Here is a 22,245-nt window from a genome sequence, read left to right as displayed (position 1 = left end):
CGCACCCGGTGCGGACCACTTCGACTGGCCCCGGTTCTTCACCGTCCTGCGGGACACCGGTTACCAGGGCCCGATCTGCATCGAGTCGTTCACGGGAGAGAACGAGACCATCGCGACCGCCGCGGCGATCTGGCGACCGTTGGCACCCTCACAGGACCGTCTCGCCACGGACGGCCTGCGCTACCTCCGGGAGATCCTCGGGTGACCCCTGCCCGCCACCCCCCTCTAGAGTCAGGAGCACCGTCCCGTGTCCGTCTCGTCCATTCCACCGCTGCGGCGACTGTTGGCCGGCGCCGCCGCGTCAGCGTTGACCGCTCTGGTCGCGGTGACCGCCTCGGCGTCCCCCGCGCTCGCGGCCACCACCACCCTCTATGCGTCGCCCTCCGGCACCGGCACCAGCTGCTCGGCGAGCCAACCGTGTTCGCTGTCCGCCGCGCAGACCGCGGTCCGGGCAGCCAACAGCGCGATGTCCGGTGACATCGTGGTCGAGTTGGCCGACGGTGCGTACCGGCTCTCGTCGCCGATGCGGCTGACCGCTGCCGACTCCGGCAACAACGGCTACCAGGTGATCTGGCGGGCAGCCGCCTCGGCGCGTCCGACGATCACCGGCGCCCGCGCGGTCACCGGTTGGTCGCTCGTCGACTCCGGGAAGAACATCTGGCGGGCCAACGTTCCCGCCGGGCTCGACTCCCGTCAGCTCTACGTCAACGGGGCCGTCGCCACCCGGGCGCGGACCGCCGTCAACCGGTCCGACTTCACCTTCACCACCTCCGGTATGCGGTTCAGCAACAGCGCACTGAACTACCTCAACAACCTCGGCAACCAGAACCGGGTGGAGGTGGAGAGCGTCGGCTCGTTCACCGACCGGTACTCGCCGGTGCAGAGCATCAGCGGCAACTTCCTGACGATGCAGCAGCCCGCCTGGAACAACAACACCTTCGGGTTCGACACCCTGTCCCGCCCGCACCGCGCCGGCCCGTTCTACCTGGCCAACGCGTACGAGTTCCTGGACTCGGCGGGGGAGTGGTATCTCAACCCCAGCAGCGGCCAGCTCAACTACATCCCGCTCGCCGGGCAGAACATGAGCAGCGTCAGCGTGGAGCTGCCGCAGTTGCAGTCCCTGGTGAACGTGGGCGGCACCTACGACGCGCCCGCGCACCACATCTCGTTCAGCGGGATCACCTTCACCGGCACCAGTTGGCTCGGCCCGAGCAGCAGCAACGGCTTCGCCGACCAGCAGACCGGCGCGCACATCGTCGGCACCTGGGCCCGTCCGTCCGACGCGCTGACCTCCTGCCAGGAGGGCTGCCCGCTGTTCGAGGCCACCCGCCCGAGCTGGGCACAGATGCCGGCCGCCGTGCAGGTCTCCGCCGCCAACACCATCACCTTCAGCGACTCCCAGTTCGTCAACCTGGGGCAGACGGCCATCGGCATCGGCAACGACGCCAACGCCCACGCCAGCGGCGTCGGACTGGGCGCCAGCAACATCACCGTCACCCGCTCCGAGATCGCCCGCAACTCCGCCGGTGGCATCGTGGTGGGCGGTGTACGCGCCGACGCCCACCACCCGAGCGACCAGCGGATGGTCAACCGCAACGTCACCATCAGCAACAACCGGGTGCACGATCTCGGACTGGAGTACCGGGGCGTCGTCTCGATCCTGACCACGTACGTGAACACCTCGCTGGTCTCGCACAACGAGGTCTACAACATGCCGTACACGGGCCTGTCGGTCGGTTACGGCTGGGGCGCCAACGACGCCGGCGGCAGCCAGCACTACGCCAACCGTGGCCTGTACAACTACCAGCCGCGGTACACCACGGCGACCACCGCGGCCAACAACCAGGTGGTCGGCAACTACGTGCACGACGTGATGCAACAGATGACCGACGGCGGGTGTATCTACACGCTCTCGGCGAACCCGGGCGGGCTCATCAGCGAGAACTACTGCCTGCGGACCAACGGCTGGTTCGGGCTCTACTTCGACGAGGGCTCCCGCTACTACACCGCCCGCAACAACGTGTTCTCCTCCATCGGCACCTGGGCCACCGCGAACTACTACTACGCGGAGAACATGGGTAACTTCACGGTCACCAACAACTGGGCGAGCAGCAGCGGCACGAACGTGACAAACGGTGATCGCGGCAACGTCGTCAACGGCAACGTCACGGTCACCAACGGCAGTTGGCCGTCCGGCGCGCAGACGGTGATCAACACGGCCGGCGTGCAGAGCGGCGGCAGCACCAATCCGCAGAACGTGCAGATCGTGGGCGTCCAGTCCGGCCGCTGTGCCGAGATCGGCAACTCCAGCACGACAAACGGCACGCAGGCCCAGATCTGGGACTGCATCAGCGGGGCCGCCAACCAGCGGTGGACCCAGACCGCGAGCCGGCAGCTCATGGTCTACGGCACCAAGTGCCTGGACGCCTCCGGCCAGGGCACCAGCAACGGCACCGCCGTGGTGATCTGGGACTGCAACGGTCAGGCCAACCAGCAGTGGAACATCAACTCCAACGGCACGATCACCAGCGTGCAGTCGGGTCTCTGCCTCGACGCGAACGGCGCCGCGACGGCGAACGGCACGAAGTTGATCCTCTGGGCCTGTGGCAGCGGCACCAACCAGCGGTGGCAGGTACGCAGCTGACGTAACCGCGGGCAGCAACGGGTCCGGGCTGGGGCGTGTCGCCCCAGCCCGGACTCGCGCGGTTACGGGCCTTCGACCTGCCGGCAACGGCTCGATTAGGTGCTCGGGAGCCTGGCTCCCGGCACGGGCGGTGTCACGTCGCGGCGAGCGTCCTCGCCGCGTCCACGACCAGCCCGGAGGACGCCCGGTAGCGCACCGGAACGGGGTCGGTGATTTCCCCGACGAACACCTCGTCGACATGGTCGAGGAACCCGATGAGTGACCAGCCGTCACCGGGTCCGGGGACCAGCCGGGGCGCGTACAGGTGCGGGTGCGGGAACGGCCGGGCGGACGCGATGTCCCACGGGCCGAGGACCGAGTCGCCGGTCGCCACCCAGATCCGTTGGTCGTCGCGCCGGGCGTCGCCGGTGGCCTCGGCGGAGAACAACAGCAGCGGCTGCCCGTCGATGACGGCGACCTGGGGCACCTCGAGGTGACCGAACCCGGCCGGTGTCGACAGCGGTGGGGCAACGGTCCAGGTGACGAGGTCGGTGGAGGTGGCGTGGCCGACCACGCCACGGGTGTGCGCCGGCCCGGTGTTGGCGCGCGCGGTGACGAGCATGTGCCAGCCCTCGCCACCGGGGTCGGGAAACACCCACGGATCACGCCAGGCCTGTTCGTACCACTGGTCCTTGTCGAGCAGCTCGTACCAGGTCGGGTCGGCCTGGACGATCGGCTCGGTGCCGTGCCGGTGCCAGGTGATCAGGTCGTCGGAGACGGCAAGTCCGATGCGTTGGACGAGCCCGTCCTCGGCGCGGCTGACACCGGTGTAGAAGAGGTACCAGCGTCCGTCCGGTCCGCGGACCGTGCAGCCCGTCCAGGTCGCCAGGTCGTCCCAGCTGGGCGTGTCGGCGGGGACCACGGCGTCGGCGACCAGCCGCCAGGAGTGCAGATCGGCCGAGACGGCGTGGCCGATCGCGGCTCGGCGGTGGCGGCGGTGCGGGTCGTGCAGGGCGCGGGACGCGCGCAGGAAGAACACGTGCCAGAGGCCGTTGTCGTCCCGCGCGTACCAGCTGTCCCACACCCAGTGGTCGGGTAGACGAAGCATTGCCGAAACCTAGCACTAAACCGTTTTAGCAGCGGGACGTGTCAGCCTGTGGGCGGCCTGGCCGTGGTCACCCGGCCGGCGGCGCGAGGGAACGTCGCCGCCGCAGGGGCATCGACACGAGCGACGGGACGGTGGCGCCACCGTCCAGGAGCAGCTCGACCGCCCGGCGTCCCATCTGCTCGTGCGGCAGCGCCGTGGTGGCCAGGCTCGGACGCAGCCAGGCGGCGATCGGGTCGTCGTCGAACGAGATCACCGAAATGTCCTCGGGGACGCTCAGCCCCGCCTCGCCGAGTGCCTGGTACGCGCCGAACGCCAGCCGGTCGTTCATGCAGATGATCGCGCTGGGTCGCTGCGGCCTGCTCAGGAGGGTCCGCATGGCGGCGTAGCCGTGCTCGGGCAGCCACTCGGCGCAGAAGCATTCGGCCAGGAGGGTGACGTCGGCGTCGCTCAGCACCTGCTGGATGCCGTGCAGACGCGCCCGGGCGGCCAGTGAGACCTCCGGGTCGTCCTCCTTGAGTCGGTTTCGGCCGATCAGTGCGATCGCGTCGCGGTGGCCGAGTTCGAGCAGGGCGCTGGCGACGGCGCGGCCGGCCCGGTCGTCGTCGGGAAGCACGCTGGGCAGGCCGTCGGGGCTCGTGGCGTTGAGCAACACCACCGGACCACCGAGGATGGCCGGGGGCACCGTCAGGCGTCGGGTGGCCATGGCCGCGTAGATCACCCCGTCGACCTGCCGGTCGAGCACCGCCTCGATGGCGTACTGCTCGAAGGTGGCGTCACCCTGCGTCTCGGTGATGAGCAGCACGTGGTCCCGTTCGCGGGCCGCGTCGAGCGCGCCGCGGATGAGGCCACCGGCGAACCGGGTGGTGGCGACGATGTCGGAGACGAACGCGATGGTGGCCGTCTTGCGGGTGCGCAGGCTGCGGGCGGCGAGGTTGGGCCGGTAGCCGAGTTCCTCGGCGGCGGCGAACACGCGCTGGTGCGCCTCGGCCGAGAGTCGGGTGCCCTCGCGGCCGTTGAGCACCATCGACGCTGCGGTCTTGGACAGCCCGGCTCTGCGTGCGACATCGGCCAGGGTGGCTCTGTTGCTGCCCATCAGTCCTCCGAATCAGGCGCGGTGCCACGGGCGCCGCTCCTGCCCATCATGATGCGTCGCGACCAGAGGTCCACCGGCGGTCATGCCAGGCGTGGTGTGAACTCGACGTTTCCGCACCGTTGCCAAGTTGTCCTTGACAGCTTCCGATGCCACGCGCATGCTCTGCTAAATCAGTTTAGCGGCCACTTCTGGTGCATCCAAAGGCACCTTCGGTAGCCGTGCCGGATGCATGTGCTGACGGTCCGGGTGCTGCGCTCGGGAGGATTGGTCACGACGTACGCGGCGTGGCTGCCACCCGGCTGCGGGGTCCCGGTGGAGCCGTCGCGCGGCCATGGGTCGCGGGACGCGTGGAGATGTCGAGGAGTCATAAAATGGAACAATTGCTGACACGGGTTCCGCGCCGGCGAACGGTGCTCATCGCATCGCTGTTGGCGATCGGAATGACCGCGACGGCCTGTAGCGCGCCCGGGGAGGACCGTTCGTCCGCCCCGCAGTCCGACACCGCCGTCAAGACCGACCTCGGGACCGCTCCGATCACCCTGGAGATGTACGCGGAGACCGGCTTCCCGCTGGCCAAGGCGTTGGCCGACGAGTTCTCCAAGCAGCACTCGAACGTCACGTTCAACATCCGCGAGGACCAGTTCACGGTGATCGTGGAGAACGCGCCCCGGGTGATGGCCTCGGACAACTCGCCCGACATCATCCGGCTCCCGACCATGGTCGACCTGGTCAAGGACGACCTGCTCAAAAACCTCGACCCGTACTTCACCGCGTACGGCTGGGACAAGTTCCCCGCCTCGCAGCTCGTGCAGCTGCGGGTTGGCGAGAACACCCGGGGCACCGGCTCGCTGTACGGGATGGGGCTCGGCTACAGCGTCACCGGCGTCTTCTACAACAAGAAGCTGGCCAGCCAGATCGGCATGACCCAGCCGCCGGCCACTGTCGCCGAGTTCGAGGAGCTGCTGGCCAAGGCGAAGACCGGCGGGGTCCAGCCGATCATGCAGTTCAACAAGAACACCGCGGGCATCAACTTCCCGCACCAGGCGCTGCAGAACCAGTTCGGCGACCCGACCCAGGTCGCCGACTGGATCTTCCAGAAGCCGGGGGCCGCGTTCGACACCCCGGCCGCCCTGAAGGCCACCCAGACCATCCAGAAGTGGGCGCAGGCCGGCTACTTCACCAAGGACGCCAACGCCCTGGACTACGCGGGCATGGTCGGGGAGTTCCAGAAGGGCAACGGCCTGTTCATGTTCAACGGCGACTGGGAGTCGGCCAACCTCGACAAGTCGATGCCCGGCAACGTCGGCTTCTTCCTCTTCCCCACCGAGTCTCCCGGTGGAAAGCACGTGGCGATGTCCGCCCCCAACACCTTCGGCGTCTCCGCCAAGGCCAAGAACCCGGACGCCGCCGCGTACTTCCTGAACTGGGTCCACACCAACGCCAAGGCCCGTGAGATCTCGGTGACCGTCGGCGGCTCCAGCCCCGGCGGCCCGAGTGACCTGCCGGTGGCGGCCGCCGCCCCGAACACCGTGCTCGCCGAAACCCTGAAGGCGTCGCAGCAGCTCGGCGCGGAGAACGGGGCGGTGGACTTCACAGCGAACGCGACCGGCGGCATCTTCGCCGCCGCGATCACCCCGGAGATGCAGAAGCTGATCGCCGGCCAGCAGACGCCCGAGGGGTACGTGAAGGCGGTCCAGGCCGAGTACCAGAAGGAACTGTCCCGATGACGTCTGCCCTCGGCAGCGCACCAACCGGGCGGGACGATCGTCGCGTCCGTCCCACCCCCACGCGGGCCCACCGATCTCGGTGGGCCCGCGCGGCCGGGACCGGCTGGTTGTACGTCCTGCCCGCCCTGGTGATGTACGCGGTGTTCGTCCTGCGCCCGCTCGCCCTGACGCTTCAGTACTCGCTCTACGACTGGAACGGGATCGGGGTGGCCCGCTGGGTGGGCCTGGACAACTACCTCACCGTCTTCACCGACAGCGACCTGCTGAAAATCATCGGCAACGCGATCGTCCTGATCGTCTTCTTCAGCTTCATCCCCGTCGCGCTCGGGCTGTTGGTGGCGAGCATGGTTCGGCGGATCACCACCGGCGCGTTCGGCACCGTCGTCCGTACCATCCTGTTCCTGCCGCAGGTCATCCCCCTGGTGGCGGCGGGCATCGCGTGGAGTTGGCTGCTCTCGTCGAACGGTCTGGTCAACCAGGCGCTGCGTGCGGTCGGGCTCGGTGGCGTCGCCCGCGCCTGGCTCGGCGACTTCGACACGGCGCTGCCTGCCGTCGGCGTCATCGGGGCCTGGGTTCTGCTCGGCCTCTGCACGATTCTGCTTGTCACCGGCATGAGCAAGATCGATCCGGCGTTGTACGAGGCCGCCCGCCTGGACGGTGCCGGTCCGGTTCGCGAGTTCCTCGCGGTGACCCTGCCCAGCCTGCGTCAGGAGATCGGCGTCTGCCTCACCGTGACGATCATCGCGGCGCTGGCGAGCTTCGACATCGTCTACATCTCCACAAGCGGTGGCCCCGGCCTCCAGACCACAGTGCCGGGCCTGGAGATCTACCGGCTGGCCTTCTCACAGCGGCAGGTGGGGCTCGCCTCGGCGCTCGCTGTCGTGCTCATGCTGCTGGTGCTGGCATGTGTCCTACCGATCCAGCGTCTGAGCCGAGGGGAGAAGCCGTGAACCTGAGTCGACGCGAACAGGTGACCGGCCGTGTCTTCCTGATCGCCCTGATCGTCGTCACCCTGCTGCCGTTCGTGAGCATGCTCTCGGCGGCGTTGCAGCCCCGCGGCACCGTGCCCAGCGGCCTCGAGTGGCCCTCCGACCCGCAGTGGGGGAACTTCGCCGACGCCTTCACCGCCGCGAACATGGGGGCGCTGCTCCGCTCCAGCCTGCTCATCGTGGCAGGTGTCGTACCGGTGTCGGTGCTCATCGCGACGATGGCCGGCTTCGGGCTCGGTCAGCTGCGGGTGCCCGGTGGCCGACTCGTCTTCGGCCTCTTCCTGCTCGGTCTGACCCTGCCGTTCGAGGCCGTGGTCACGCCGCTCTACTACCAGATGCAGGACCTCGGTCTGCTCAACACGCGCTGGGCCATCATCCTGCCGCTGATCGGCCTGTACATGCCGTTCGCGGTGTTCTGGATGCGCGCGCACTTCTCAAACGTGCCGGTCGAGTTGTCCGAGGCGGCCCGGGTGGACGGCAGCAGCACGTGGCAGTTGTTCTGGCGGGTCCAGGTGCCGCTCGCCCGGCCGGCGATCGCCTCGCTGACGATCCTGATGTTCCTCTGGACGTGGAACCAGTTCCTCCTCGCCATCGTCCTCGTCGACGACGCCACCAAACGCACAATGGCCGGGGCGCTCGGCGCGTTCCAGGGCCAGTGGGGCACCGACCTGGTGCTGCTGTGCGCCGGGTCGCTGCTGATCCTCACCCCCACGCTCATCGTGTTCCTGATCTTCCAGCGACAGTTCATCAAGGCCCTGATCCAGGGATCAGTGAAGGGGTAGGCAGTGGTCACACAGCCGCAGATCCACGGCGAGGTCGACGATCGCTTCGGGCGCGTCGCCGACGTCTTCCGCGACAACTTCGCCACGCGTGGAGAGGTCGGCGCCGCGGTCGCCGTCTATCTGGGGGGACGCAAGGTCGTCGACCTGTACGGCGGGGTCGCCGACCCCCGGACCGGGCGCGCCTGGGACGCGCGTACTCCGGTCGTCGTCTTCTCCTGTACCAAGGGCATCCTGGCGATCTGCGCCTACCTGCTTGTCCAGCAGGGCCGGCTCGATCTCGACGCCCCGGTGACCCGCTACTGGCCGGAGTTCGGCCAGCACGGTAAAGCCGACATCCCCGTGCGCTGGCTGCTCACGCACCAGGCCGGCCTGCCCGCCCTGGACCGGAGCCTGACCCTCGACGAGGTGCTCGCGTGGGACCCGGTCATCAAGGTGATCGAGGCGCAGGCACCGTTGTGGCAGCCGGGCACCGCGCACGGCTACCACTCGATGACCTACGGTTGGCTGGTCGGCGAGGTGATCCGCCGCGTCACCGGCCAGCTGCCCGGCGCGTTCTTCCACGACACCGTCGCTCACCCGCTGGGTCTGCGTACCTGGCTCGGCCTTCCCGCCACCGAACGCGACACCGTCGCCTGGGGCCTGGCGCCACCCCCGGAGGCTGATCCGTTCGTCGATCCCGTCGCCGAACGCGGCATCACCATGGGCGGCGCCTTCGCCTTTCCCGCCGACGCCAACGGACTGGTCAGCTTCAACGACCCGGCGATCCAGGCCGCCGGCATCCCGGGTGCGGGCGCGGTGAGCACCGCGGAGGGTCTGGCGCGTCTCTACGCGGCCTGCGTGTCCGACATCGGGGATGGGCCTCTGCTCAGTGGCGCGTCGGTGGACGACGCGGTCGTCGTCCGTGCCCGGGGCCAGCAGCGACACGGCCCACCGGACACCGGCCAGCGCTGGGGCAGCGGCTTCCTGCTGCACTCTCCGCCGGCCCGGCCGCTGCTCGGCGAGCGCAGCTTCGGCCATGACGGTGCCGGCGGGAACCTGGCCTTCGCTGACGCCCGGCATCAGGTCGGGTTCGGGTACGTGGTCAACCAGATGCGCGGGATGGGCGACGAGCGGGCCAACAGGCTCACCGCCGCCGTCCACGCCTGCCTCGACGACTGAGGCGTCCGGCCAGCGCCACCAGCGACGGGTCGCGGTGTGCGGCGATGCCGCAGGGGGTAGGGAGGGAGTCGACGGCGGTCGGTCCGGTGGGATGCTGCCAGTGCCCGACGGGGTGGCTGCCTGTTCGTCCCTTTTCCCTGCCGGCCCGCGCCGGCCGCCGACAAGGACCATGTGATGACGCAGCCGAGAGCGGACCCCGCCGACGCGTTGGCCGAGCTGGGCCGGATCAGACTTGACGAGATCACCCTCGACGACATGCTGCATCGGGTCGCCACGCTGGCCAATCGAAGCGTTCCCGGCGCTCGGGACGTCTCGGTCACCCTGGTCCGGGGTCGGGCCGGGTGGACCGCCGCGTTCACCAGCGGGCTGGCCCGCGAACTGGACGAGTGGCAGTACGAGCAGCAGCGGGGCCCGTGCCTGGACGCCTCCGTCAGCGGTGGCACGGTCCTGGTGCCGGACATGGCGGTCGAGCAGCGCTGGCCGGAGTGGGCGCAGCGGGCGCGCACCGCGGGGGTGGGTAGTTCACTGTCGATCGGGCTGCCGATCCAGCAGTCGCTGGTGGGCACGCTCAACGTCTACGGCGGCTCGGCGAATGCCTTCGATCCACAAGCGATCACGGTCGCTGAGCACTTCGGCGCGTACGCGGCGGTGGCGCTGGCCAACGCCCACACGTACGACAACGCCGCCACCCTCGCCGAGCAGATGCGGGAGGCGATGCGGAACCGGGCGGTGATCGAGCAGGCAAAGGGGATCATCATGGGGGAGCGGCGTTGTTCACCCGAAGCGGCGTTCGCGCTGCTGACGAAGATCTCTCAGGACACCAACCGCAAGGTGCGCGATGTCGCCGCGGCCCTGGTCGCCAGGGCGGTGCAGAGCAGTCGTGTGTGAGTGTCGGAGCTGACCATGCACGGGCCGCCCGTGCGTCAGCATGGGCGGCCCGTGGACCATCGAGGTGCGGCGACGCCGTCCGGGGTCAGCTGTCCGAGGGCTTCCGCACGGCGTCGCGGACCCGATCGATGACCGCCAGCGCGGGACCCACGGCCAGGTTGCCCGTCGCCGACTGGGTGCTGGGATGCGGCCGGGTCGGCGCGGTGGCCTCCGCGGCCCGGACGGCGCCGGCGAGGGTACGCAGCCGGTCGGCCGGTACGTGCTGGCGCAGCTGGGGGAACTCGTAGCGTTCCTCGTAGCGGGCGTGGGTGAGTACGGCGTCCCGCAGCAGGATGATGCCGGTGTCGAAGCCGTCGGCGTCGACACCACCGGAGATCAAGGTCTTCAGCGTCTCCTTGGCCTGCCGTTCCTCGGCGAGCCGTTCGTCGACCATCGCGTCGCCGCCCCCGCCGGGCAGGGTCCTGGCGAGCGGGTGGACGACCTCCTCCTCGGCGGTTTCGTGTGCGGCGAGGAGTTTGACGAGGTCGTCGAAGGCGTCCCGGCGGGTGTCGCCGGTGCTGCCGATGACCAGCAGGAAGAGCTGCTCGATCCGGGCGTGCTGGGCGAGCAGCAGGGAGACGACGTCCTCGTCGGGGCCGGGGGTGGCCGGGGCGTCGGAGTCAGGCATGGCTGCCTCCCCGCGTGCGCAGCCCCTCGACCGGGTGCGGTCCTTCGGTCTCGATGCGGTACTCGTCGCCGAAGCGCTCGCGGTGCATGTCGACGACCTGCTCGCTGGGGGGCTGCTGGCCGTCGTGCAGTTGCTGCTGCATCCACTCGAACCGCTCGTGCGCCTCGGTGACGTAGCCCTCGCCGAGCTTGGTCAGGTCGACCTGGGTGGCCAGCAGGTGGCGCAGGTAGTCCTTGTTGGGTTCGAAGGTCAGCGGCTCGGGCAGGCCGGCGCTGCCGACGATCTCCTCGGGTTCCCGGCCGTCGTGGCGGCGCAGCAGGTCGGCGGCCTGCTGCAGGTGGGCCAACTCCATCTGCAGGTGCAGCTCCCAGACCGCCTTGATCCGGGGGTCGCTCTCCTGTTGCAGGAACGAGTAGTAGAGCCAGCACTCGTTGTACTCGTGCGTGAGCAGCCGCTCCCACCAGGTCTCGCCCGGGTCCACGAGGGACTCGTAGTGGGTGACGTGTTCCTGCTCGATCAGGCTGATCTCCTGGTAGAGCTGGCGGGCGATCGGTTCCATGTACTGCGGGCCGACGTTCATGTAGTAGAACATCACCTGCTGCTCGGCCGAGAGGATCGTCAACGCGTGCAGCTTCGAGCGCGGGTCGACGGAGTTGCGGTCGTACGGGGTGCGGACCTCGTCGAACGGGTGCCGGTGCTCCTGCACTGTGGGCCGGCCCGGCATCACCTCGGTGAGGCCGTCGACGATCTTCTCCGCCTTGCGGCGCTCGATCATCTCGTACAGGTTGGCGTAGCGGTACAGGTGGTCGAAGTCCTCCAGCACGCCGAACTCGTACGCCTGCCGCAGGTAGTCGTCGGGTTCGTGCCGGGCCACCCAGGCGGTGAGGTCGACAGCGACCTGCTCGTAGCCGAGGGTCGTCTCCAGCACGCTCGCCACGCCGGGCAGCAGCCAGTTCACCACCCGCTGCTGCTGACTCTCCACGTACCGCACGTAGGCGAGCTGCCGGCGTACCTCCTGGTCCGGGCAGTTGCGGGCGAACTGGTGCTGGAAGTTGATCGCCTCCACCTCGATGCCGTTCATGGTGATGATCCGGCACCGGGTGTACGGGTCGACCGCCTCCGGATCGATCGGCTCGACGTTCAGCTCGCGCCAGTTGCGGATCTGGTTCTCCAGGGCGATGCCCTTGTGATCCAGTGGGTTGAACATGTCTCTCCTTCGGCTGGAAAATGTGGGCCGTGCTCGGCGATTCGGTCTGCGCGTCATCGCGTCGGCGGGGGCCGGGCGAGCGGGCCCAGCACGATCAGGGCCAGCGGCGGGCGCGCCGTTGCCGGGAGAGGGGAATGCTTGTCGGTCACTGCGGTCTCCGCCCTCGATGAGGGTGGCTGCCCGCCGCGGCGTTCGCCGGGCAGGGCTGGCCACTGGAGGGCGCCCGTCTTGACCCGACAGTCCTGCTACCCGGGTACGGCGACGTGAAACACCCCGTCCGGCCGGGTACGCGGTGTTACGGGGATACTTCGGGCAGGTTTCATTGATGCTCTTGACAGGCATTGTTAGCGATAACACGATGGCCTTCACGCCGCTCTCGCGTCTGGAGTCCACCTTGGCCGTGTCGATCCGCCTGCGAGCATCCAGCCTCACCCGCAGATCCCTGCCGACCAGCCTGAACGCCGTGCTCGACCACCTCGCCAACGCTGTGACCCGGCTCGGATCCACAGTCCACACCCGTCAGCCCGGCCCGGTGCGCACGCTCGCATCCATCGCCGTTCTCCTCGGTGCGAGCCTGGTGGCCACACCCTCCGCCGCACACGCCGCCGAGGCGTGGACGCCCCGCTCGTCGTACACCTCGACCGACACCGGCGCCGGCACCTACTCGGTGCCGCTGCTCAACGCCGACGTGCCGGACATCAGCGTCGAGCGGGTGCCCGCCGCCGAGAACGACGAGGGCCGCGACACCTACTACATGATCAGCACGACGATGCACCTGAGCCCAGGCGCGCCGATCATGAAGTCGTACGACCTCGTCAACTGGGAGATCGTCAACTACGTCTTCGACCGGGCGAGCATCGGCGACTCGTTCTCGCTGCGCAACGGCCAGAACTCGTACGGCCAGGGCCAGTGGGCGTCGTCGCTGCGCTACCGCGACGGCATGTTCTACGCCGTCTTCAACACCAACAACCTCAACGGGGCGTACCTCTACCGCACCGACGACATCGAGAACGGCTCGTGGCAACGCACCGCCCTCGGCCGTGGACTGCACGACCCGTCGCTCTTCTTCGACGTCGACGGCACGCCGTACATCTTCTACGGCTCCGGCGGCACCAGCGCGGTACGCCTCAACGCCGACCTGACGGCCATCGCGCAGGACTACCCGAACATCTTCACCGCGAACAACTACGCCGGGCAGCCGTTCATCGGCGGGCTGTTCGAGGGCGCGCAGGTCTACCACATCGACGGCTGGTACTACGCCGTCATCATCACCTGGCCGTCGGGGCAGGGACGCCAGGTCGTGATGTTCCGGTCGAAGGACCTGCTCGGGCGCTACACCTCGGCCGGCGGAGTCAACACCTACGAGGCGCGCGGCGTGCTCAACTCCAACGGCTTCGCGCAGGGCAGCCTGGTGCCGATCAGCCGTGCCGACGGCCGAACCGACTGGCACGGCATGTTCTTCCGCGACACGTTCCCGATCGGGCGGATCCCGGCGCTCATCCCCGCCACCTGGCAGGACGGGTGGCCGACCTTCGGCACCAACGGGCTCGTGCCGGTCAACGGCGTGTTCGACAAGCCGATCCAGCTCAGTCCGGCCGAGGAGGTCTTCGAGCGCCAGAAGAGCATCGTCGCCTCGGACGACTTCGCCAACGACGCCCCAGCAAAGGCGTACCAGGACGAGCAGTGGACGATCCCGGCGCCGCTCGACCCGGCGGAGGTCGCCCCCAACGGGTCGCGACTGGACCTGGCGTGGGAGTGGAACCACGCACCGGACAACCGGTACTGGTCGCTCACCGACCGCGAGGGTTGGCTGCGGTTGACCGCCGGCAAGGTGGTCACCGGCCAGTACGTCTACACGAAGCTGTCCAACCGCGCCGAGCTGGCCTGGTTCGAGGAGGCCCGCAACACCCTCTCGCAGCGGACGTTCGGGCCACGGCAGTCGGTGGAGACCCGGATGGACATCTCCGCCATGAAGAACGGGGACGTCGCTGGTCTGGCCGCCTACAACCGCGGGTTCTCGTACGTGGCGGTCAAACGCGTCGGTGGTGTCAACACCCTCGGCGTGGTCAACCGGTCGCAGCCGTTCGCTGTCGACCTCGACCAGTCGACGTTGGAGACCTTCGTGGCGGGCACGACAGTGGCGTTGGGTGACGCGACCGAGGTGCACGTGAAAGCGGACCTCGACTTCTCCTCGCCGGTCGGCCAACTGTGGACGACGTTCTACTACAGCCTGGACGGGTTGACGTGGACCCGGCTGGGCAGCCGCGTCGGCCCGCAGGCGCTGGATGGCAGCCTCGCGCACTTCATGGGTCACCGGGTCGGTCTGTTCACCTACGCCACCCAGGAGACCGGCGGCAGCGTCGACTTCGATCACTACCTGCTCAGCGACACGCTGACCGCGCAGTCCCGACCGCTCGACACCACAGCCCTCGACGCGGCGATCGCCCACGCGCAGACGCTCCACGCCCGCCACTACCCGGCCGACGCCTGGGCCGCGACGCGGTCCGCACTCGCGGCGGCGACGTCCGCGCGGGCCGGACGGTTCGGCACCCAGAACCAGATCGACGCCCCGGAGCGAGCACTCAGCTACCAACTGGCCCGGCTCGGCGTGCTCGCGGCACTGCCGGTCACGGTCACCGCCCAGGTGCGGTGTCTGGCTGGCAAGGCGTACGTCGCGGTGCAGGCACGCAACGACTCGGACGGACCGGTCGGGATCACAGTGGAGACCCCGTACGGGAACCGGTCGTTCGCGACAGTGGCGCCGGGGGCGAACGTCTACCAGTCGTTCCACACGCGGGCGGCGGCGGTGCCGGCCGGTTCGGCGACCGTCCGGGTCACCGGGGCGATCGGTGGCCGGGACGTGACCACCGTCCGCACGGCGCAGCACCCCGCCACCACCTGCGGCGGATAACCCCACCACGAGCCCTCGGCTCACCGACGAGCACCACCGGCGACCGGCCGTGCGGCGCGGAACAGCGGACCTGTCCCGCGCCGCCGGCCGCGGTCGAGCCGGTGGCGACGGTCGACCCCTGATGTCCGGACCACCCACCACCGATCCCCCGTACACCGATGACCGCACGTCAGAGATGAAGGAGGATGTCTCGTGGCACAACGAATGCGACGCGCGACCCGAGGACGGGTCGCAGCGATCGCGACGGTCGGCCTGATGCTGGCCGCAGGGTTCGTCACCGGGGCGGCGCCGGTCCAGGCCGCCGACACGAATCTCATCGTCAACGGCGGGTTCGAGGACGGCCTGGCCAGCTGGTTCGTCAACAACGGAAACGCCTCCGACGGCGCCCAGTTGTCGGCCACCTCGAATGCCTACTCGGGCTCGAACGCCGCGCTCGTGACCGGCCGGACGACGACCGGATCCGGGCCGATGCAGGACCTCAGCGGCAAGGTGCAGGCCGGTCAGGCCTACACCCTGACGGCCCGCATCAGGTACGAGAACCCGAGCGGACCGGCCACCAAGCAGTTCTTCGCCACCATGCACTACGGCGGCGGCACCTACACCAACCTGGTCAGCGTGACGGCGACGAAGGGTCAGTGGGCGCAGTTCAACGGGACGTTCACGATCCCGGCGGGGCAGACCGTGTCGACGGCACGCCTGTTCTTCGAGACCCCGTGGACGGCCACCCCGGCCACGGACCCGGACCTGCACCTCATGGACTTCACGCTCGACGACGTGTCGGTGGTCGGCGCCGCGCCGCCCGCGCCGGCGTCGAAGACGATCGAGGTCGTCGGAAAGCTGCCCGGGGAGCACAACCCGTTGATCGGGCACAAGTTCGGCGCCGACGGCTTCGGCCTCGTGCACGACGGCCGGGTGTACATGTACATGACCAACGACACGCAGGGCTACGCCCCGAACCCGGCCACGGGCGTCTCGCCGGGGATCAACTACGGAGACATCAACCAGATCACGGTGATCTCCTCGGCGGACCTCGTGAACTGGACCGACCACGGTGAGATCCAGGTCGCCGGCCCGAACGGGGTGGCGCCCTTCACCACCAACTCGTGGGCGCCGGGCATCACCAAGAAGGTGGTGAACGGTCAGGAGAAATTCTTCCTCTACTACGCCAACGGTGGCGGTTCCAGCAACGTGATCACGGGTGCGTCGCCGCTCGGCCCGTGGACCAGCGAGCGCACCAGCACGCTGATCAACGGCAGCACCCCCGGTGCCGAGGACGTCGCCTGGAAGTTCGACCCGGCCCCGTTCGTGGACGACGACGGCCAGCCGTACCTCTACTTCGGTGGTGGCCCCGCGTCGACGAGCATGCCGCCGGCCGAGCGCTTCAACAACCCGAAGAACATCCGGGCGATCGAACTCGACGACACCATGGTCGCGACCCAGGGAACGGCAGCGGTGGTCGACGCCCCTGTCGCGTTCGAGGCGGGTCACGTCTTCAAGCGCGAGGGCAGGTACTACTTCTCGTACTCGTCGCACTTCGGCGGGAACGACTTCGGTGGCAGCCAGCAGCCGCTCCCCGGCTACCCCGGGGGTGGCCAGATCGGCTACCTGATCTCCGACAACCCCATGTCGTGGCCGAAGGAGACCTACGCCGGCGTGCTCTTCCCGAACCAGTCGCAGTTCTTCGGGGCCGGCACCGGTGGCAACAACCACCAGTCGGTCTTCGAGTTCGAGGGCAGGTACTACTTCACCTACCACGCCCCGACGTTGAACAAGCGCATCAACGGCAACACGACGCAGGGCTACCGCAGCCCGCACATCCAGGAGCTGGCCTTCAACCCGGACGGCACGATCCAGCAGGTCGTCGGCACCTACGCCGGCGTGGACCAGGTCCGCGACTTCGACCCGTACCGCGTCTTCGAGGCCGAGACCCTCGGCTGGAGCAAGGGCGTCGCGACCACGAAGGTCGACGGCAGCTCCGCCCAGTTCGGCGGCGCCGCACCGAACCTGGTGGTCCGGGACGTCGACAACGGCGACTGGACCGCGCTGTCCTCGGTGGACTTCGGCGACAACGGCGCGCAGAGCGTGACCGCGAAGGTGCGAGCGCTCGCTTCCGGCGGGCAGATCCAGGTCCGGCTGGACACCGCCACCGGTCCCGTTGTCGGCACGGTCGCGGTCGACTCACCGGTCGGCCAGTGGGCCGAGGTGACCGCCGAACTCGAAGGCGTCAGCGGCGTACACGACGTCTACTTCACCTACACCGGCCCGGCGGCCGTCGACCTCCTCGAGATCGACAACTGGGCCTTCCAGGCGGCCACCCTCGAACTGCCCGTCACGGTCACCGCGTCGGCGCGGTGCGTGGGGGGCAAGGTCTACGTGGCCGTGCAGGCGCGCAACGACAATGACACGCCGGTGGGGATCGCCTTGGAGACCCCGTACGGCGAGCGTTCGTTCGCGGCCGTCGCGCCGGGCGCGAACGCGTACCAGTCGTTCAACACGCGTGCCGTCTCGGTGCCGGCGGGTTCGGCGACGGTCCTGGTGACCGGGGCGGTCGGCGGACAGGCCGTGACGACCGTCCGCACCGTGCAACATCCCGCCGGCACCTGCGGCGGATAACCCTTCATGGCTGAGAACGGAGACCAGATGAACACAGACAAACGGCGGCGGATGCTCGCGGCCGGTGCCGTCGGCGCGGTGCTGGCCGGGGCCGCGGTGCTGCCGTCGCCCGCGCTGGCCGAGCCCGGCGACGACGCCAGCGTGCGGGTCACTGTCGACATCGACGAGATCAGGGAACCGGGCGTCCTCGCCCTGTCCATCGCCGGTGACGCCGTCGCGCTGTCCGAGGACGGCTCGACCCTGCTGGTCCGCCAGTTCGTCGGTACGCTGCCGACGGTGACGGTCACCGACACCCGCGTCGCCGACGAGGTGCCCGACGGGGCCAGCTGGGCGGTGCTCGGCAGCGCTACCAACTTCGCGGGCAGCTCCGGCCAGGCGCCGATCACCGCCGACCACTTCGGCTGGAAGCCCCGCCTGCTCGACGGCGGGGAGACCGGCCTGGTCACCGAGGGCGAGGAGGTGGTGACCGCGCTGGACGAGGCCACAGTGCCGGGCAACAACGTCGGCCTCGTCGACCAGGAGTTGCTGGTCTCGGCCTTCGACTCCGAGGCCGTCGCCAGCGACTCGTACTCCGTCAACGCCGACCTGTACCTGCGTACTCCGGCGGAGGTCGCCGCCGGCGAGTACAGCTCGACGCTCACGCTCTCCCTGTTCGAGTAGTGATGTGGCGGGGGCCCGGATCGGGCCCCCGCCACACCCCCCTGCTGAAGGGCCCCATCGTCATGACCGTCTCCCCGCTGCGCCGGGTGCTCACCGTCCTCGCCGTCGTGACCCTCGCGGTGACGGCCGCGCCGGCCGTGGCGGCGGCGGAACCAGACCCGAAGGCCCTGACCTGGACGGTCCAGCCGGCCAGCCCGAGCGGCCCCGACCAACGCCGGTGGATCAACGCCAGCCTCGACCCGGGGCAGGTCGTGACCGAGCACCTGGCGGTCCGCAACTTCAGCCGGAACGCTGTCGCCTTCTCCCTGAAGGCCGCCGACGGCTACCTCACCGACAAGGGTCGCTTCAACATGCTCTCGTCCGACCGCCCCTCCGTCGACGGGGGCACCTGGATCGACGTGCAGGAGAAGGTCACCGTCGGCCCCGACGAGACGAGGGTGGTGCCGTTCACGATCACGGTGCCCACGGGTGCAGCGCCGGGGGACCACCCGGCCGGCATCGCGGCGACCGTCACCAGCACCGGTGGCACTGTCAACGTCGAGAGCCGAGTGGGTTTCCGGGTCATGGTCCGGGTCAACGGGTCCGTCCAGGCCGCGCTGTCCGTCCGGGACGTCAGCGCGACGTACACCTCGTCGTGGAATCCCTTCGCCGGCGGCACTGTCCGGGTCCGTTACACGGTGGAGAACGACGGCAATGTCTGGGTCAGCGGGACGAGCCGCGTCGCGGTGTCCGACCTGCCCGGCCGGACCGACCACGACGCCACCAGTCAGGTTGAGGAGCTGCTTCCGGGCGGCAGGCGGCAGATCGAGACCCGCGCCGCCGGTGTCTGGACGCTGGGCCGCGTCCGGACGACCGTCAGTACGTCACCGACAGTGCTCGGTGACGCTCAGGCCGGCGCCGAGTTGCGGCAGGCGTCCGCCACCGTCACCACCTGGGCCGTGCCGTGGGCGCAGCTCGCGCTCCTGTGTCTCGTCGCCGCTCTGCTCCTGGGCCTGCGGGCGGTGCTCCGGCACCGGCGGCGTCGGCTGGCCGGGCTGCTCGCCCGCGCCCGGCAGGAAGGCCGGCAGGAAGCCCAGGACTCGGTCCTCGTCGGCGGTGCGTCCGCTGGTGCTGAGCCCGACCCGGGCGACGCCTCCCGATGATCCACCGCGCGCTTGGATCGCGCCGCCGGATCATGGCGAGGTGTCGCCCGGTCCCGCACCGTCAGTTGCCAGCGGCGGCGGGCTTGGCCTGGCCGAGGAGCCAGCGCAGGATGGTGCCGTCCTCGTAGGTCGGGCCGAACGCCGCGTGGTAGTCCGGCAACGAGAACGCGGCGTCGGCATACTCGGTGTAGCGGACGACGTCGGCGGCCTGCTCCGGGCTCTTGCCCCGGGCCTCGTACGCCTGCCGCAGCAGCGTCGTGGAGTTGCGCGCACCCGAGACGTTGAGCAGGTGGTCGTGCTCACCATGCGTGATCCACAGCGGCACCTCGGCCGCCGCGATGGCGGTCGCCTGCGTGGCGTTGACCGGGAACCCACCGGTCACCAGGCCGCCGGCGAACAGGTCCGGCCGCTTGGCGAACGCCGCCCAGAGCAGTTGGGAGCCGTACGAGACAGTTGTCGCGTACACCCGGCGGGTGTCCACCGCGAACTCACCGACGAACTGGTCGAGCAGCTTGATCAGCAGATCCGCCTCGGCGGCCCCGCCGACCCGCTGGTGCTGGGGTGCCAGGACGATGACGTCCTCGGAGGTGCCGGTCCACTGCGGCTGTAGCCAGGCGGTCGCCGGGATGTCGGCGGCGAGCTGGACACCGAGGTTGTCGCCGTCCCAACCCATTCCGTGACCCCTCCCGTGGGCTCTGCAACAAACCTGCAAGCGCCAAGCCTTGCCTTGAGGGAAAACGCTTTCCTACCATTGCGTCACATCGATGTTTCAGCCGTGAGACCGGATGATCGCATTTCGTGCATGCCGCCAGAGGGTGGTTGATGTGCGACGCTCCACCGCGCTCACCAGGGTCTCGTGGGTGTCGAAGGCGGCACAGTGATTGACCGCCGCCAATGTCAAAGACGCGCGTGGTACGGCCGGTCGCGACGGTCGTCGCTGTGCGTCGCGAGGGCCACACGAATGTGAAGCGAGGCGAGATGAGACGACCAGTCGCGTTGCGACTTCAGGCAGCACTGGCCACAGCAGCCGTGGGAATCGCGGTCGGGGTGGCTCTGCCGACGCCCCAGGCATCGGCGGCGGCCGGCAGCGCCACCGGCTACGCCACCCAGAACGGCGGAACCACCGGCGGCGCGGGTGGCCAGACGGTACGGGCCACCACGGGCACCGCGATCCACGCGGCGCTGTGCGGTCGCCCCAGCAGCAGCACCCCGATCACCATCGAGGTCACCGGGACCATCAACCACGGCAACACCAGCAAGGTGTCCGGGTCGAGCTGCAACACCGCGGACGGCGTGATCGAACTCAAGCAGATCAGCAACGTCACCATCATCGGGGTCGGTAGCGGAGCGCTGTTCGACCAGCTCGGCATCCACATCCGCGACTCCAGCAACATCATCATCCAGAACGTCACAGTCCGGAACGTCAAGAAGTCCGGCTCGCCCACCTCCAACGGTGGAGACGCCATCGGCATGGAGAGCACGGTCCGCAACGTCTGGGTCGACCACGTCACACTGGAGGCGTCGGGCGGGGAGTCCGAGGGGTACGACGGCCTCTTCGACATGAAGGACAACACCCAGTACGTGACCCTGTCCTACAGCATCCTGCGCAACTCCGGTCGCGGCGGCCTCGTCGGCTCCAGCGAGAGCGACCTCTCGAACGGCTTCATCACCTACCACCACAACCTGTACGAGAACATCGACTCCCGTACGCCGTTGCTGCGCGGCGGCACGGCCCACATCTACAACAACCACTACGTGAGCCTGCACGAGTCCGGCATCAACTCCCGGGCCGGTGCCAAGGCGAAGGTGGAGAACAACTACTTCCGCGACTCCAAGGACGTGCTGGGCACCTTCTACACCGACCAGCGCGGCTACTGGCAGGTGAGCGGCAACATCTTCGACAACGTGACCTGGTCCAGCGCCGGCAGCGAGAACTACCCCGCCGGCCCGAACCCGACGTCCAGCACCACGGTCAGCATCCCGTATCCGTACAGCCTCGACGGGGCGAGCTGCGTGCCGGACATCGTCCGGCAGACGGTGGGCGCCAACACGGGTCTGCGGGTGTCGAACGGCAGTTGCTCTCCGCAGAGTCCGCCGCCGACCACGGCCCCGCCGACGACCGCCCCGCCCACCACGCCCCCGCCCACCTCGCCTCCTCCGACGACCACCCCGCCCCCGGCCGGCGGGACCAACCTCAGCCTCGGCGCAGGTGCCGACGGCTCCAGCAAGGCCAGCGGAACCAGCTACGGCAACGTGCGGGACGGCGTCATCAGCACCTACTGGTCGCCGGCCGGATCGACGGGCACGATCTCGATCAAGTGGGGCTCCCCGACCCGGGTGTCCCGGGTGGTCATCCGTGAGCCGTCGGGGACCCAGGGCTCCATCGGAGCCTGGCAGCTCGTCAACAACGACAACGGTGCCGTCCTGGCCTCCGGTAGCGGGGCGGGCTCCAGCACCTTCCCCTCAACCGCCCTGAGCAAGATCAACTTCAAGATCAATAGCTCGAGTGGTACGCCGCGGGTCGGCGAGTTCGAGACGTACGCCAGCTAGCAGCCGGCGGCCGGCGGTGACCGTCGGTCACCTCCGTGGGGGCGGATGCGGTAGTGAGCGGTATACCTCTGAGTCATATTCATAACACAGAAGTATAAACCACAACCGCACCACACAAAGTGGGCCC

16 protein-coding genes and 1 pseudogene are annotated in these 22,245 nt (G+C 69.1%); 12 read left to right on the top strand and 5 right to left on the bottom strand.

Features of this window, described 5'->3' with window-relative positions; all coding sequences use genetic code 11:
* Together ABZU25_RS33230 and ABZU25_RS33225 are read left to right on the top strand one after the other, a co-directional pair.
* A pseudogene (locus ABZU25_RS33230) lies at positions 1-205 on the top strand (sugar phosphate isomerase/epimerase); the annotation flags it as partial.
* A gap of 42 nt (positions 206-247) precedes the next feature.
* Entirely contained in the window at positions 248-2,644 is a 2,397-nt protein-coding gene (locus ABZU25_RS33225) for a ricin-type beta-trefoil lectin domain protein (RefSeq protein ID WP_355033319.1), read from the top strand.
* Between the two features lie 133 nt (positions 2,645-2,777).
* Here the strand turns inward: ABZU25_RS33225 and ABZU25_RS33220 are convergent, their stop codons facing one another.
* Both ABZU25_RS33220 and ABZU25_RS33215 read right to left on the bottom strand, forming a co-directional pair.
* Positions 2,778-3,731: a family 43 glycosylhydrolase gene (locus ABZU25_RS33220; RefSeq protein WP_355033318.1), complete on the bottom strand. Its 954-nt coding sequence runs from the start codon at positions 3,729-3,731 to the stop codon at positions 2,778-2,780.
* A gap of 67 nt (positions 3,732-3,798) precedes the next feature.
* A complete protein-coding gene (locus ABZU25_RS33215) occupies positions 3,799-4,824 on the bottom strand; it encodes a LacI family DNA-binding transcriptional regulator (RefSeq protein WP_355033317.1) in 1,026 nt (341 codons plus the stop codon).
* A gap of 371 nt (positions 4,825-5,195) precedes the next feature.
* Here ABZU25_RS33215 and ABZU25_RS33210 point away from each other — a divergent pair, with 371 nt between their 5' ends.
* The 5 genes from ABZU25_RS33210 to ABZU25_RS33190 all read left to right on the top strand — a co-directional run bounded on the left by ABZU25_RS33210 (position 5,196) and on the right by ABZU25_RS33190 (position 10,368).
* Positions 5,196-6,551 (top strand): extracellular solute-binding protein, encoded by a 1,356-nt coding sequence (locus ABZU25_RS33210; RefSeq protein ID WP_355033316.1) that lies wholly within the window; start codon positions 5,196-5,198, stop codon positions 6,549-6,551.
* The gene (locus ABZU25_RS33205) at positions 6,548-7,501 is read left to right on the top strand and encodes a sugar ABC transporter permease (RefSeq protein ID WP_355033315.1); all 954 of its coding nucleotides are present in this window, start codon (positions 6,548-6,550) and stop codon (positions 7,499-7,501) included. Before ABZU25_RS33210 ends, ABZU25_RS33205 begins: the two co-directional genes overlap by 4 nt.
* A complete protein-coding gene (locus ABZU25_RS33200) occupies positions 7,498-8,322 on the top strand; it encodes a carbohydrate ABC transporter permease (protein ID WP_355033314.1) in 825 nt (274 codons plus the stop codon). The genes ABZU25_RS33205 and ABZU25_RS33200 overlap by 4 nt, the downstream gene beginning before the upstream one ends.
* Positions 8,323-8,325: 3 nt before the next feature.
* Entirely contained in the window at positions 8,326-9,480 is a 1,155-nt protein-coding gene (locus tag ABZU25_RS33195) for a serine hydrolase domain-containing protein (protein WP_355033313.1), read from the top strand.
* Between the two features lie 174 nt (positions 9,481-9,654).
* Positions 9,655-10,368, top strand: coding sequence for a GAF and ANTAR domain-containing protein (locus ABZU25_RS33190; protein ID WP_355033312.1), 714 nt, complete (start codon positions 9,655-9,657; stop codon positions 10,366-10,368).
* 85 nt (positions 10,369-10,453) lie between these two features.
* Here the strand turns inward: ABZU25_RS33190 and ABZU25_RS33185 are convergent, their stop codons facing one another.
* Together ABZU25_RS33185 and ABZU25_RS33180 are read right to left on the bottom strand one after the other, a co-directional pair.
* Positions 10,454-11,035, bottom strand: coding sequence for a hemerythrin domain-containing protein (locus ABZU25_RS33185; protein WP_355033311.1), 582 nt, complete (start codon positions 11,033-11,035; stop codon positions 10,454-10,456).
* Positions 11,028-12,242 (bottom strand): hypothetical protein, encoded by a 1,215-nt coding sequence (locus ABZU25_RS33180; protein WP_355033310.1) that lies wholly within the window; start codon positions 12,240-12,242, stop codon positions 11,028-11,030. The genes ABZU25_RS33185 and ABZU25_RS33180 overlap by 8 nt, the downstream gene beginning before the upstream one ends.
* 358 nt (positions 12,243-12,600) lie before the next feature.
* On the opposite strand from ABZU25_RS33180, the gene ABZU25_RS33175 reads away from it, so the two are divergent.
* From ABZU25_RS33175 to ABZU25_RS33160, 4 genes are all read left to right on the top strand, one after another.
* Positions 12,601-15,153 (top strand): family 43 glycosylhydrolase, encoded by a 2,553-nt coding sequence (locus ABZU25_RS33175; RefSeq protein ID WP_355033309.1) that lies wholly within the window; start codon positions 12,601-12,603, stop codon positions 15,151-15,153.
* Positions 15,154-15,345: 192 nt separating this feature from the next.
* Positions 15,346-17,766, top strand: coding sequence for a family 43 glycosylhydrolase (locus ABZU25_RS33170; protein ID WP_355033308.1), 2,421 nt, complete (start codon positions 15,346-15,348; stop codon positions 17,764-17,766).
* 27 nt (positions 17,767-17,793) lie between these two features.
* Positions 17,794-18,426: a hypothetical protein gene (locus ABZU25_RS33165; protein WP_355033307.1), complete on the top strand. Its 633-nt coding sequence runs from the start codon at positions 17,794-17,796 to the stop codon at positions 18,424-18,426.
* A gap of 62 nt (positions 18,427-18,488) precedes the next feature.
* Positions 18,489-19,568 carry a hypothetical protein gene (locus ABZU25_RS33160; protein ID WP_355033306.1) on the top strand — a complete coding sequence of 360 codons (1,080 nt, stop codon included), beginning with the start codon at positions 18,489-18,491 and terminating at the stop codon, positions 19,566-19,568.
* 61 nt (positions 19,569-19,629) lie between these two features.
* On the opposite strand, the gene ABZU25_RS33155 is transcribed toward ABZU25_RS33160, so the two are convergent.
* Entirely contained in the window at positions 19,630-20,241 is a 612-nt protein-coding gene (locus ABZU25_RS33155) for a hypothetical protein (protein ID WP_355033305.1), read from the bottom strand.
* A 305-nt stretch (positions 20,242-20,546) separates the two neighbouring features.
* Between ABZU25_RS33155 and ABZU25_RS33150 the strand changes: the two genes are divergently transcribed.
* Positions 20,547-22,118, top strand: coding sequence for a polysaccharide lyase family 1 protein (locus ABZU25_RS33150; RefSeq protein WP_355033304.1), 1,572 nt, complete (start codon positions 20,547-20,549; stop codon positions 22,116-22,118).
* Positions 22,119-22,245 lie beyond the last annotated feature (127 nt).

The sequence above is a fragment of the Micromonospora sp. NPDC005215 genome (assembly GCF_040607915.1).
Classification (GTDB): Bacteria; Actinomycetota; Actinomycetes; order Mycobacteriales; family Micromonosporaceae; genus Micromonospora.
Note: the sequence above shows the minus strand (reverse complement) of the source record. Positions and strands in the feature narration are given on the sequence as shown.

Excerpts from the sequence above, each read along its gene's own strand:
- ABZU25_RS33220 (WP_355033318.1), bottom strand. The coding sequence starts at position 3,731 with ATGCTTCGTCTACCCGACCACTGGGTGTGGGACAGCTGGTACGCGCGG.
- ABZU25_RS33215 (WP_355033317.1), bottom strand. The coding sequence starts at position 4,824 with ATGGGCAGCAACAGAGCCACCCTGGCCGATGTCGCACGCAGAGCCGGG.
- ABZU25_RS33210 (WP_355033316.1), top strand. The coding sequence starts at position 5,196 with ATGGAACAATTGCTGACACGGGTTCCGCGCCGGCGAACGGTGCTCATC.
- ABZU25_RS33205 (WP_355033315.1), top strand. The coding sequence starts at position 6,548 with ATGACGTCTGCCCTCGGCAGCGCACCAACCGGGCGGGACGATCGTCGC.
- ABZU25_RS33190 (WP_355033312.1), top strand. The coding sequence starts at position 9,655 with ATGACGCAGCCGAGAGCGGACCCCGCCGACGCGTTGGCCGAGCTGGGC.
- ABZU25_RS33185 (WP_355033311.1), bottom strand. The coding sequence starts at position 11,035 with ATGCCTGACTCCGACGCCCCGGCCACCCCCGGCCCCGACGAGGACGTC.
- ABZU25_RS33180 (WP_355033310.1), bottom strand. The coding sequence starts at position 12,242 with ATGTTCAACCCACTGGATCACAAGGGCATCGCCCTGGAGAACCAGATC.
- ABZU25_RS33175 (WP_355033309.1), top strand. The coding sequence starts at position 12,601 with ATGGCCTTCACGCCGCTCTCGCGTCTGGAGTCCACCTTGGCCGTGTCG.
- ABZU25_RS33165 (WP_355033307.1), top strand. The coding sequence starts at position 17,794 with ATGAACACAGACAAACGGCGGCGGATGCTCGCGGCCGGTGCCGTCGGC.
- ABZU25_RS33160 (WP_355033306.1), top strand. The coding sequence starts at position 18,489 with ATGACCGTCTCCCCGCTGCGCCGGGTGCTCACCGTCCTCGCCGTCGTG.
- ABZU25_RS33155 (WP_355033305.1), bottom strand. The coding sequence starts at position 20,241 with ATGGGTTGGGACGGCGACAACCTCGGTGTCCAGCTCGCCGCCGACATC.
- ABZU25_RS33150 (WP_355033304.1), top strand. The coding sequence starts at position 20,547 with ATGAGACGACCAGTCGCGTTGCGACTTCAGGCAGCACTGGCCACAGCA.